This is a genomic window from Cloacibacterium caeni (assembly GCF_907163105.1).
In the GTDB taxonomy this organism is placed as follows: Bacteria; Bacteroidota; Bacteroidia; order Flavobacteriales; family Weeksellaceae; genus Cloacibacterium; species Cloacibacterium caeni_A.
Window position 1 is genome coordinate 138,897 of record NZ_OU015321.1, and the last position, 12,854, is coordinate 151,750.

The 12,854-nt window shown below is 34.6% G+C and carries 12 protein-coding genes and 1 other RNA gene; 9 read left to right on the top strand and 4 right to left on the bottom strand.

The features are described from left to right. Positions 1-53: 53 nt before the first annotated feature. Both asnS and rpoN read left to right on the top strand, forming a co-directional pair. The gene (asnS, locus tag KKQ76_RS00690; RefSeq protein WP_069798866.1) at positions 54-1,502 is read left to right on the top strand and encodes an asparagine--tRNA ligase; all 1,449 of its coding nucleotides are present in this window, start codon (positions 54-56) and stop codon (positions 1,500-1,502) included. 84 nt (positions 1,503-1,586) lie between these two features. Next, complete coding sequence (gene rpoN / locus KKQ76_RS00695; RefSeq protein WP_213195375.1) at positions 1,587-3,047, top strand: RNA polymerase factor sigma-54; 1,461 nt, start codon at positions 1,587-1,589, stop codon at positions 3,045-3,047. Positions 3,048-3,085: 38 nt separating this feature from the next. Here rpoN and KKQ76_RS00700 read toward each other — a convergent pair whose 3' ends face one another. Together KKQ76_RS00700 and KKQ76_RS00705 are read right to left on the bottom strand one after the other, a co-directional pair. Then, on the bottom strand, positions 3,086-3,763 hold the full coding sequence (locus KKQ76_RS00700) for a beta-carotene 15,15'-monooxygenase (protein ID WP_213195376.1): 678 nt from the start codon (positions 3,761-3,763) through the stop codon (positions 3,086-3,088). Continuing rightward, positions 3,756-4,250 carry an RNA polymerase sigma factor gene (locus KKQ76_RS00705; RefSeq protein WP_213195377.1) on the bottom strand — a complete coding sequence of 165 codons (495 nt, stop codon included), beginning with the start codon at positions 4,248-4,250 and terminating at the stop codon, positions 3,756-3,758. The genes KKQ76_RS00700 and KKQ76_RS00705 overlap by 8 nt, the downstream gene beginning before the upstream one ends. A 389-nt stretch (positions 4,251-4,639) precedes the next feature. On the opposite strand from KKQ76_RS00705, the gene rnpB reads away from it, so the two are divergent. Beyond that, positions 4,640-4,969, top strand: an RNA gene (gene rnpB / locus KKQ76_RS00710) — RNase P RNA component class A. A 3-nt stretch (positions 4,970-4,972) separates the two neighbouring features. On the opposite strand, the gene KKQ76_RS00715 is transcribed toward rnpB, so the two are convergent. Beyond that, positions 4,973-5,848, bottom strand: a complete 876-nt coding sequence (locus tag KKQ76_RS00715) for a polyphosphate kinase 2 family protein (protein WP_213195378.1) — start codon at positions 5,846-5,848, stop codon at positions 4,973-4,975. An 85-nt stretch (positions 5,849-5,933) separates the two neighbouring features. Next, positions 5,934-6,338 carry a DUF1573 domain-containing protein gene (locus KKQ76_RS00720; RefSeq protein WP_213195379.1) on the bottom strand — a complete coding sequence of 135 codons (405 nt, stop codon included), beginning with the start codon at positions 6,336-6,338 and terminating at the stop codon, positions 5,934-5,936. A 200-nt stretch (positions 6,339-6,538) separates the two neighbouring features. On the opposite strand from KKQ76_RS00720, the gene KKQ76_RS00725 reads away from it, so the two are divergent. The 6 genes from KKQ76_RS00725 (at position 6,539) to KKQ76_RS00750 (ending at position 12,830) form a co-directional block, all read left to right on the top strand. Beyond that, entirely contained in the window at positions 6,539-9,154 is a 2,616-nt protein-coding gene (locus KKQ76_RS00725) for a valine--tRNA ligase (RefSeq protein WP_213195380.1), read from the top strand. 62 nt (positions 9,155-9,216) lie between these two features. Further along, positions 9,217-9,537, top strand: coding sequence for a GIY-YIG nuclease family protein (locus tag KKQ76_RS00730; protein ID WP_213195381.1), 321 nt, complete (start codon positions 9,217-9,219; stop codon positions 9,535-9,537). A gap of 68 nt (positions 9,538-9,605) precedes the next feature. Continuing rightward, positions 9,606-10,247, top strand: coding sequence for a DUF4241 domain-containing protein (locus tag KKQ76_RS00735; RefSeq protein WP_213195382.1), 642 nt, complete (start codon positions 9,606-9,608; stop codon positions 10,245-10,247). A gap of 93 nt (positions 10,248-10,340) precedes the next feature. Continuing rightward, positions 10,341-11,231 carry a ribokinase gene (locus KKQ76_RS00740; RefSeq protein WP_213195383.1) on the top strand — a complete coding sequence of 297 codons (891 nt, stop codon included), beginning with the start codon at positions 10,341-10,343 and terminating at the stop codon, positions 11,229-11,231. A 99-nt stretch (positions 11,232-11,330) separates the two neighbouring features. After that, complete coding sequence (locus tag KKQ76_RS00745) at positions 11,331-12,173, top strand: alpha/beta hydrolase family protein (protein ID WP_213195384.1); 843 nt, start codon at positions 11,331-11,333, stop codon at positions 12,171-12,173. 9 nt (positions 12,174-12,182) lie between these two features. Continuing rightward, entirely contained in the window at positions 12,183-12,830 is a 648-nt protein-coding gene (locus KKQ76_RS00750) for an HD domain-containing protein (RefSeq protein WP_213195385.1), read from the top strand. Positions 12,831-12,854 lie beyond the last annotated feature (24 nt).

Here is a 12,854-nt window from a genome sequence, read left to right on the forward strand (position 1 = left end):
TACATCAAAAATTACGCCAAAATTTCTTATTTTTGCTGAATAATTATGAAGTCATGAGTAAGAAGACCATTAAAGAAATTTTAGGAGATTATAAAAAACTTTTACATCACGATATTACCATTCAAGGTTGGGTGAGAGCATTCCGTTCTAACCGTTTCATCGCGTTGAATGACGGTTCTACGATAAACAACATACAGATTGTAGTAGATTTCGAAAATTTCGACGAAGAAATCATCAAAAATATTAAAACTGCTTCTTCGCTTAAAATCACTGGTGAGGTAGTAGAAAGTGAAGGAAAAGGTCAAGATATAGAAATCATCGCGAAGAAAATTACAATTCTTGGTGATAATTTTTCTGAAGAAATGGAAAAAACCGTTCTTCAACCGAAAAAACACTCTTTGGAAGTTCTTCGTGAGCAGGCGCATCTAAGATTCAGAACCAATCTTTTCGGAGCGGTTTTCAGAGTGAGAAGTGCGGTAAGTTTTGCGATTCACCAGTTCTTTAACCAAAATCATTTCTTCTATATGAACACGCCAATCATCACAGGTGCCGATGCAGAAGGTGCTGGTGAAATGTTTGGAGTGACGAATTTTGATTTAAACCAAATTCCAAGAGATGAAAACGGTGACATTGATTTTGCGCAAGATTTCTTTGGCAAAAAAACCAACTTGACGGTTTCTGGTCAGTTAGAAGCTGAAACTGCAGCAATGGGATTAGGTAGAGTGTATACTTTTGGGCCGACTTTCCGTGCGGAAAATTCTAATACTACTCGTCACCTTGCCGAATTCTGGATGGTAGAACCAGAAGTGGCTTTCAATAATTTGGAAGACAATATCGATTTGGCTGAAAATTTCTTGAAATATGTAATTGGCTATGTTTTAGAAAATTGCAAGGATGATTTGAAGTTTTTAGACCAAAGATTTGCTGAAGAACAAAAACAGAAACCAGAAAAAGATAGAGCAAAAGAAGGCTTAATAGAGAAACTAGAAAACGTAATCAAAAAACGTTTCATGAGAGTTTCTTATTCTGAAGCCATCGAAATTCTATTGAATTCTAAAGAAAATAAAAAAGGAAAATTCCAGTTCCCAATTGAAGAATGGGGCGCAGATTTACAATCAGAACACGAGCGTTATTTGGTAGAAAAACACTTCGAGTCTCCAGTCGTTTTATTTGATTATCCTAAAGAAATCAAGGCATTCTACATGAGATTAAATGAAGATGGAAAAACCGTAGCTGCAATGGATGTTCTTTTCCCTGGAATTGGAGAAATCATTGGTGGTTCACAAAGAGAGGAAAGATTAGATGTTTTGAAAACCAAAATGCAAGAAATGCACGTAGATGAACATGAATTATGGTGGTATTTAGATACTAGAAAATTTGGTTCTGTTCCGCATGCTGGTTTCGGTTTAGGTCTAGAAAGATTAATTCTTTTCGTAACAGGAATGACCAATATTAGAGACGTGATTCCTTTCCCTAGAACTCCTAAAAACGCTGAATTCTAAATAGAATTTCATAAAATTTTGAAATTAAAATGTAACAAAATCTGAAATCAAAAAACTTATTTTTGAATTTCTAAATAATAAACAATGCTCAAACAAAACCTACAAATAAAATTAGGACAAAAATTAGCTCCTCAGCAAATTCAGTTGATGAAGTTGATACAGCTTCATACGCTTGAATTTCAGGAAGAGTTAGAGCGTGAGTTAGAAGAAAATCCTGCCTTAGAAAAAGTAACAGAAGATGAAGATGAAGATTTTTCGAGTCTAGATTCTGATTACGAGAGTGAAGGAAGCGAAAGCATAGATACTGATTTTGATGTAGATGAATATTTGTATGATGATGAGCCTTCTTATAAAACCGCTTCTAGCAATTATTCTGCAGATGACGAAGATTTTGATAACGAAAGTTTATTAACAGAAGGACAGTCTTTGTATGATTATTTGATGGAGCAAATTCACTTGTCTAGTATAGACGATGAAGACCTGAAAATTGCAGAGTATATCATAGGAAATCTAGATAATGATGGGTATTTGAGACGTGAGATTAAAGCTATTGTAGATGATTTGGCTTTTTCGCAAGGGATTTATACCACTCAAGAAAAAGTAAAGGAAATTCTAGAAAATTATGTTCAAAAACTTGATCCAGCTGGAGTAGGAGCGAGAGATTTACAAGAATGTCTTTTATTGCAAATTGAGAAAAAAGTAAGCAGAGATCAATCGGTGATTTTAGCGGGTAATATTTTAAGACATCAGTTTGATGCTTTAACCAATAAACATTACGGCAAAATCATCAATAAATATGATATAGAAGAGGAAGATTTAAAAGATGCACTGGAAGTGATTTCTAAATTGTCTCCAAAAGTAGGCGGGAATTTTGATACACAAACCATCACCATCAATCAAGAAATTATTCCAGATTTTGTGATTCAAATAAAAGATGGACAAGTTTTACCGCTTCTGAACAGTAGAAATGCACCTACACTTAGAGTTTCTGAGGAATACAAAGAAATTTTAAGCACCTATTCTCATGATAAAAACTCTGCGGAACATAAACAAGCCGCACTTTTCATCAAACAAAAGTTAGATGCTGCAAAATGGTACATAGATGCCATTAACCAGAGACAAAATACGCTAATGCAAACCATTTCTGCAATTGTGAAATTACAGAAAGAATATTTCTTAACGGGAGATGAAAAAAGCATCAAACCGATGATTCTGAAAGATGTAGCAGATATCACAGGATTTGATATTTCTACCATTTCTAGAGTGGTAAAAAGCAAGTATGCAGACACACCAAGTGGAATTATTTTGCTTAAAAATTTATTCTCAGATTCATTGACGAATGATGATGGCGAAGAAGTTTCGACCAAGGAAATTAAAAACCACTTGCAAGAAGTCATCAGTCACGAAGACAAGAGAAAACCATTGACAGACGATGCTTTGGTAGATGTTTTGAAAGAAAAAGGATACAACATTGCCAGAAGAACCATCGCAAAATACAGAGAACAACTCAATATTCCAGTCGCGAGATTGAGAAAAGAATTATAATAAAAAAAACCTTCAGAATTCTGAAGGTTTTTTGTTGTTTATTGTTCTTGTTCTATTTTTTGCAATTGCTCTAGATTTCTGCTCAGTCTGCCCATAATAATTCCGTAAACTATTCTGTAATACAGCCAAATCAGGAGAACGCCTAAACCAATGCTTATCACAATTCCTGTAATAAATCCTATTAAAGTGGCTTGGTTTAAATGAATGTTTTGAGCTTGCAACACATTCATAATGAAATAAGTAATAATACCCGAAAAAACAATCAATAAACCAATATTGGTGAAGATAAATAGGTTAACGGTTCTTTTGAACTTGATAATTTGGAGAATAAAATTTTTCAAATTGCATTCTACCTTAATTTTCAGATAATTTCTGTAAAAAAGAAAAACAAAAATCGCGGTAATCAGTAAACTAAAGACTTTCAAGGCAAAATAAAGATGCTCAAAATTCATTTCTACATCATCATTCATTTGTACGCCTAGTTTTTCTAAAATATTAGTAAAACTATTGCTTCTTTGGGTAGAAAAAATCGTACAAATCCCAACGATGGCGAAAAATAAAAATTCTGCCAAACTAATCCAGAAAATATATTTTACATAGTTGGTAGATTTTTTGTTGAGCATTCCTTCTATTTCAGACATGTTATACACATCAGAAATGGGTTGTTCCTGCCAGGATTTTTTAAATTGGTCTATATTGAAATCTTCATTAAGCATGTTGAGTCATCAATTCTTTAAGTGTTTTTTTGAGTCTGTTCATTTTTACACGGGCATTTACTTCTGTAATCCCTAAATTTTCTGCAATATCACGGTAAGGTAAATCGTCTAAATACATCATCACAATTGCACGTTCTACTTTTGGGAGCATTTTAATCACCTTATAAAGCAGAGTGATTTGTTGTTGCTTTTCGTCATCATCTTCCATATAATCTCTGTGGTGAAAATCCATCAACTCATCAGTTTGAGGAGATTTCGTTTTCTTTCGGAAAAGCGTAATTGCCGTATTAAGCGCTACTCTGTACATCCAAGTAGAAATTTTGGACTGTCCTTTGAATGAGTCGTAACTGCGCCAAAGTTGTAACACAATTTCTTGAAAAAGATCCTGTTCATCTTCCAGAGAATTGGTATATAATCTGGAGACTTTTATAATAAGCCCCTGATTTTCCTTTACCAACTTAGAAAATTCTTTTTGTTTAGAATCCAATTTTTTAGAAATTAAAGAACGAAGATAAGAAAATGCGCTCATTAATGGATGGCAAAACGTAATTTTTTTCTTGGGCGCCAAATTCTTCGTTCCGCTCCCGCTTTTTTGTTTTTTGTCATTCTGAGCGGAGTCGAAGAATCTAAAAAACAAAAAGAGCTCCGCTCAACTCGGGGCGCAAGTTTAGGGATTTTTAGAAACCAATTTTTTTTAAAATAACTTTCAGTGAAAAATACAACCAACCCTTTCTGCGTTTTTTGAGGAATCTGTAAAACGCAGAAAGGGTTCAGAATAATAAAAATACATTCCACAACATCCAACCTCTAACCTCTAACATCTGACATCTGACATCTGACATCTAACATTCAAAATTTCCGTATCTTTGCACTCCACGAGAAAAACAGCTTGTTGATTCCAAGAAATTGGGGTAGGAAAGTCCGGACATCACAGAGCAGCATAAAGGTTAACAGCCTTCCGTCGTGAGACGAGGACAAGTGCAACAGAAAGCAAGTACAGTTCGGCTGTAGTGAAACCAGGTAAACTCTATGCGATGCAATGGTAAGTATATCGATGCTTTTTAGAGCAATCTAAAAATAGGAGTAGCTCGCTCCGAAAATCGAGGGGTAACCAGCTCAAGGTTTGCAGTAATGTAAACCGTAGATAAATAACAAGCGTCCCGTTTCATCGGGAAACAGAATCCGGCTTATCGTTTTTCTCGTGGTTTTTTATTCGCTTTCCAACTGCTTTTTCGCATCATCCAATCCCGCTCTCTCTTCTTCTGAAAGTGTAGGATATTGCAGATTCATTTTTTCTAGCGTTTCTATAATAATTTGTACAGCGGCCACTCTTGCAAACCATTTTTGGTCAGCAGGAATCACAAACCAAGGCGCATGTTCTTTACTGGTTTCAGAAATGGCTTCTTCGTAAGCCTTCATATATTGGTCGAAAACAGCACGTTCTTTTAAGTCGCCAATAGAAAATTTCCAGTTTTTTTCTTGTTCAGCAATTCGGTCTAGGAAACGTTTTTTCTGCTCTTCTTTGGATACGTGAAGGAAAATTTTCACAATTTTTGTTCCATTTCTAGCTAGATGTTTTTCAAAATCTTTGATGCTTTCGTATCTATTTTTCCAGAATTTTTCATCAATTTCGTCAGTAGATTTCCAAACTTTTTCGCTTAGATTATATTCAGGGTGGACTTTACACACCAAAACACTTTCGTAATGACTGCGGTTAAAAATGCCTATTTTCCCTTTTTCTGGTAAAGCCAAATAATGCCTCCAGATAAAATCATGACTGTATTCTTTAGAAGTTGGCGTTTTAAAACTGGTCACTTCGCAACCTTGCGGATTTACTCCACCGAAAACATGCTCTATCAAACTGTCTTTTCCGGCAGCATCCATCGCTTGTATCACTACCAAAAGTGATTGACTGCCATCTGCGTAAAGCTTTTCTTGAAGTTCGTAGAGTTTTTTCTTCTCTGCATCGAGCATTTTTTGACTTTCTTCTTTGGTCAGTTCGCCTTTATAATCGGTGTTGAAATCTTTGAGATTAAATTTTTGATTTTCTTTTACAAGAAAGTTATCGGTGAAATTGGTGTCCATTTTTTGAAAAATTTTGTTCAACTAAAGATAATAAAAAAAAACCGACTGGTTAAAGTCGGTTTTTGTATAATAATTTTAAAAAGAATTATTTTTTTGGAGCTAAAGTTTTTTCTTCAGTTTTAGCATTTGCATCTACCGTTCCTTGGATGTATAGAACCACTCTTCCGTTTACGGGGTCGTTAGAAAATACATCGATAGATTTTTTGAAAGGGGCAGCATTTGCAGTGTTGTAATGAACTTTAATCTGTGCAGATTTACCTGGCAATACTGGTTCTTTTGGCCATTCAGAAGCGGTGCAACCACAGCCTGGCTGTACGTTAGAAAGGATCAAAGGCTTGTTACCAGTATTTTTAAAAGTAAAAACTCTGTTTCCATCTGCATTCACAGGAACAGTACCGTAATCAATAGTTGTTTTTTCAAAAGAAATAGTTTGTGCAGAAGAGAAAACAAAACCTCCGATAAGCAACAAACCGCCCATAAATTTTTTCATATTTAGAAAGTTTTTTGTTGTAAATTAAAGTTCAAAATTATAAATAAATTCTGTAATTAAATCCAAATTCTTCTTTTTATTTTACTTTGTCTGATTCATATTCCAAAATTCTCAAAAAGAAGAGCTTTAACCATTTAAAAATTCACATTTTATCGTATTTTTGCAAATTACAAGCCAAACTCATTTTTATTTAAAATTTTATGCAAATTTCAGAAAAATATAATCCTCAGGAAACAGAACAGAAATGGTACAATTACTGGTTAGAAAACAATTATTTTCATTCTACTCCAGATAACAGACCTCCTTACACGATTGTAATTCCGCCACCAAACGTGACGGGAATTCTTCACATGGGACACATGTTAAACAATACCATTCAAGATGTTTTGGTCAGAAGAGCCAGAATGCAAGGATTTAATGCACTTTGGGTTCCGGGAACAGACCACGCTTCTATTGCTACTGAAGCTAAAGTGGTGGCAAAACTGAAATCGGAAGGAATTAATAAATCTGATATTACCCGAGATGAATTTTTAGTTCACGCTTGGGATTGGACGCATAAATATGGCGGAACAATACTTGAACAGTTAAAGAAATTAGGTTGTTCTTGTGATTGGGACAGAACGCGTTTCACAATGGAACCGAAATTGTCTGCTCAAGTCATCAAATCTTTCGTTGATTTATACAATAAAGGTTTGATTTACAGAGGTTATAGAATGGTGAACTGGGATCCAGAAGCCAAAACCAATATTTCTGATGAAGAAGTAATTTACAAAGAACTCAACGGGAAACTTTGGTACCTTAAATATAAAATTGAAGGTTCTGAAGAGTTTATTTCTGTGGCTACCACTCGTCCAGAAACCATTTTCGGGGACGTAGCGGTTTGTGTAAATCCAAATGATGAAAAATATGCTCATCTGAAAGGCAAAAACGTAATCGTTCCGATTGTAAATAGAGTCATTCCAATTATTGAAGATGAATATGTAGACATGGAATTCGGAACTGGAGCGTTGAAAATCACTCCTGCGCATGATATTAACGACTACGAAATCGGGCAAAAACATAATTTGCCAATGATTGATGCATTAGATGATGATGGTAAACTGAATGAACACGGATTGCATTACAACGGAAAAGATAGATTCGAGGTTAGAAAACTGATTGCTAAAGAATTAGAAGAAAATAATCTTTTGGTAAAAGCCGAAGATTATGTAAATAAAGTTGGAACTTCTGAGAGAACTGGAGCTGTAATAGAGCCAAAAATTTCTCAACAATGGTTCTTGAAAATGTCTGAAATTGCGAAACCAGCTTTGGATGTAGTAATGAATGATGAGGTGAAATTCCACCCAGAAAAATTTAAAAATACATACAGACATTGGATGGAAAACATCCGCGATTGGAATATTTCTCGTCAACTTTGGTGGGGTCAACAAATTCCAGCGTATTATTATGGTGAAGGAAGTGAGGATTATGTAGTTGCAGAAAATGTAGAAGAAGCTTTGGTTTTAGCCAAAGAAAAAACCAACAACCAACAACTAACAACTGACAACTTAAAACAAGACGAAGATGCTCTAGATACATGGTTCTCTTCTTGGTTATGGCCGATGTCCGTTTTTGATGGAATGTTAGACGAAAACAATGAAGACATCAAGTATTATTATCCGACTTCTGATTTGGTAACAGGTCCAGATATTATTTTCTTCTGGGTAGCCAGAATGATTATGGCAGGATTAGAATTTAAAGGCGAAGTTCCTTTTAAAAATGTATATTTTACAGGAATTGTAAGGGATAAACAACGCAGAAAAATGTCTAAATCACTCGGAAACTCTCCAGACCCAATAGAATTGATTGAAAAATATGGCGCAGATGGAGTAAGAGTAGGGATTTTATTGAGTTCAGCAGCTGGAAATGACCTTCTTTTTGATGAAGATTTAATGTTGCAAGGAAGAAACTTCGCGACTAAAATCTGGAACGCTTTCCGTTTAATCCAAGGTTGGAAAAAAGAAGACATACCAGCAAATGAAGCAGATTTGCAAACGATAGAATGGTTCGGAAATCAAATGAATAAAACCATTGCCGAAATCAATGACCAATTCTCAAAATTCAGAATTTCTGATGCCTTGCATTTGATTTATAAACTGATTTGGGACGATTTCTGTGCTTGGTATTTAGAAGCGATTAAACCAAATTATGGAGAAGGAATTTCTCAGGAAGTTTATGATAAAACCATCGCTTATTTTGAGGAATTAATGAGATTGCTACATCCTTTCATGCCGTTCTTAACGGAAGAATTGTACCAGGCGATTTCAGAAAGAAGCGCAGAAGAAGCTTTGGTGATTGCTCAACAGAAAAAAGCAGAATCTTTCAGTGAAGAAAATATAAAAGCCTTTGAAACGGCTAAAGAATTGATTTCTGGCGTTAGAAATTACCGTCAAAGCAAAGGAATTTCGCCTAGAGAAGCCGTAGAATTATTTACCAATGTTACAAATTTCGCAAACGAAGCAGTAGTAAGGAAATTGGCAAATGTTTCAGAAATTAATTTCGGAAATAAAACAGATAAACCATGTTTCACTTTCTTAGTGGGAGCTACAGAAGTTTCCATTCCATTGAGTGAAAACCTTGATTTAGGAGAGGAAAAAGCAAAAACAGAAGAAGAACTAAAATACTTAAAAGGATTCTTAATTTCGGTAGAAAAGAAACTATCTAACGAAAAATTTGTTGCTGGTGCTCCTGCTCAAGTAGTAGAAAATGAGCGCAAAAAACAAAAAGATGCGCAAGATAAAATTGCAATTTTAGAAGAAAAATTAAAAACATTGTAATTAAAAATTTAAATTTTAGGATTCATTTTTGTCAGGCTGAGCGGAGTCGAAGCCTTGTAGATATGAAACAATATTTTGTCTACATATTAAAATGTTCTGATAATTCATATTATACAGGGATTACCAGTGATTTAGAAGGAAGACTTATAAAGCACCAATCAGGTTATTATCCTGAAAGCTATGCCCATAACAGAAGACCAGTAGAATTAGTTTTTTATACTGAATTTAATGATGTAGAACAAGCCATTTCATTTGAAAAACGAGTCAAAGGTTGGAGTAGAAAAAAGAAAGAAGCCATTATTAAAGATAATTGGAATTTATTACCAAAATTATCTATATGTAAAATGAAACTCATTCAAATAATTTTGAAAAAGATAAAATAAAAAAAGGCTTCGACACCGCTCAGCCTGACAATCCTTAAACTTTCACCTAATTTATAAGTTAAAAAGTCATGTCACACCTAGAAAACATATCAAAACTTTTTTCTAAAAATTTTGTAGAAAATCCAATGCTAGAAACTTTCGAGGCAGGAAAAATTCATCTTCCTAGCGGAAAGTTAGTCGCTTGTGATCCATTGATTACCCATGACATGAAGGAATTTGTGATTCATTTTCCTGTAGGTGATTTTCCTGTTTTTGTACACAAAGAAAGAGATAGCAATTGTATTGCTTATGTAGAAATAGTGTTTCAAAATGAGGAGGCAACAACCTTTAAAATGGCAACTACAGAAGGTCAACATATTGAAGATTTGCAAGGAGAAGAAGTTTTCGGGTATCCTGTAGAATCGGGAATGGGTTGTTTTATGGATGCAGAAACGCAGGATGCTCTTAATCATCTAGAAAATAGATTGTTTCATAGAAAAGGAGCAGATTTTATGGGAATTTATGAAGAGTTTTTCCACAGTCATTTCTTTGATGAAAATGGAGCGATTGACCAATTTGCGTTCCTAAAACCAGACGAAGGAAAACCAGGAAATATTTTTGCTTTCGAAACAGGATATGGAGAAGGTTTCTATGCAAGCTATATTGGTTTTGGTGCAGAAAATCAACCGGTTAAAATTATAACGGAGTTTATTGAAATAAAATCTGAATAATTATTCTTATCGAAACAAAAAAAGACTAATTTTGTTGTAGACCTAACGCTGAAATTTTAAACCTATTTCAAAATTTCTAAAAATTAAACTTCAATGAAAGTAAGTGCAGAACAGCCCAAAATTATAGTTGTAGGAAGTTCTTCTATCGATTTAGTCCTCAATACATCATTTCACCCAGAACCCAATGAAACGGTAATCGCCCAAAAATCTGAAACTTTTTTTGGAGGAAAAGGAGCCAATCAAGCAGTAGGAACAGCGAGATTAGGTGCAAGTACATTTTTCATTGGTTGCGTAGGAATGGATCCTTATGGTCAACAAATTCTTAGAAATTTAGTAGATGAAAATGTAAATGTAGGTTTTGTACACGAAGATTTAGACCACGCTACAGGAACGGCTTATGTAACTGCAGCGCACGGTAAAAACGCCATCGTAGTAGTTCCTTCTGCCAATTATTGTCTAGAGCCAAAGCATTTAGAGAGCGCAGAAAGATTTTTTTCTACAGCAGATTTAGTGCTAACTCAGTTAGAAATTCCGATGAATGTGGTAGAAAAAACGTATGAATTTGCCAAAAAATACAACAAAAAACTGGGAATTTATGCTTCTCCAGCTGCCAGAATTTCAGAAGAGATTTTAGACTATGCCTCTTTTATCGTGGCCAAAAGCAATGAACTTTCCATCATTTTTGGGGAAGAATCTAGAGAAAAAATTTTAAGAAAATATCCCAATAAACTTTTTGTAAGAGATGATGCTAATTCTACCATTTATCACAATGGTTCGGAGATGAAATATCACAGGAACGACCCAGAAGACATGCCCAATAAAATGGGAATGGGAGATGCTTTCACTTCTGGTTTTTCCATCGCGTTATGTCATGGAAATGAGGTAGATGATTGTGTGAAATTCGGGAATGATGTTTCGCTAAAAGTAGCACAAAAAAGAGGCTCTCAAACAGGATTGCCCAAATTAAAAGATTTCGGTTTGTAATTTTAACCAAAGAATAATATGCAGAGAATTTCAAATTTTTGGAATTCTCTTCTTTTTTTAGATATTTTTGGAAACAGAATTTTCCACAGATTTTCTCTTATGAATAATACCATTACCATCTATACTCAAGACCAATATCCCATTATTGCTACGCTTTTTGAGCCAGAAAATGCGAATGGGAAACTACTGTTGGTGAATTCTGCAACTGGCGTGAAACAACAAACGTATTACTCTTTTGCACAGCATTTTGCAGATTTGGGTTTTGTGGTAATTACCTATGATTACAGAGGAGTGGCGCTTTCTAAACCAGACCAGCTCAAAGGTTTTAAAGCGAGCATGAGAACTTGGGGAAATACAGATTATAAAGCTGTTACAGATTTTATAGAGGAGCATTATCCTCATCACCGAAAATTTCTAATCGGTCATTCTGTAGGTGCTTTAATCCTCGGAATGAATAAAGATTCAGCAATTTTTGAAAAATTCTGTTTCGTGGCCACTCAAAATACTTATTTTGGGCATCTTTCTCCAAGAATTAAAATATTGGGATTATTAGGTTTTGGCTTGTATCAGCCTGTTCTAACTCGGGTAAAAGGGTATTTCAAGACGTATTTTGTGAATTTAGGTGAATCTTTGCCCAAAGGTGTTTCAGATGATTGGCGAACCCTTATCATGAACCGAAAATCCGTAAATCGATTACTCGAAAAAACGGAGAATTTCTCTAAAAATTTACATCAAGAAGTCTTATATCTCAACATGCAAGATGATGATTGGATTACAGAAACGGGAATGAAATTACTCATGAACGAAACGTATGTCAATATGAGGCCTATTTACAGAATCGTGCATCCTCACGAAAGCAATGGAGAAGAAATAGGTCACATTAATTTTTTTAGAGCAAAACACAGTAAACTTTGGAGCATGGTTTTCGATTGGTTTTCGTAGTTTTGAAACATGAAAAATCACATCACCCTTACCATAAATTTTGTTAAAGAAAAACTAGAAGGTGCAGAAGCAGGACACGATTGGTTTCACATAGAACGCGTCTGGAAACTCTCTAAAAAAATTGCCGAAAAAGAAGGCGGAAATCTGGAAGTAATAGAACTTTCGGCTTTGTTGCACGATATTGCAGACCCTAAATTTCATAATGGTGATGAAACTTTGGCACTTAAAATTTCTCAAAATTTTCTCGAAGAAATTCATATAGATACTGAATTAATAGAGCAAGTGTTGTTTGTCATTAAAAATATTTCCTTTAAAAATAGAGCGGAAGCACCAGAAAATCCTCCTTTAGAATTGCAAATTGTGCAAGATGCAGACCGTCTTGATGCGGTTGGAGCAATTGGGATTGCTCGAACATTCAATTTTGGGGGATTTAAAAATAATTTGATGTATCATCCGGAAATCAAGCCGAATCTAGGCATGAACAAAGAAGAGTACAAAAAATCAAACGGAACCACCATCAACCATTTTTATGAAAAATTGTTGTTGCTCAAAGATTTAATGAACACCGAAACGGCAAAAAAAATCGCATCAGAAAGACACGATTTTATGTTGCAATTTCTTGATGAATTTTATAAAGAATGGAATGTGGAACTGTAGAATTTCTGATTTTTTCAAAAGTCA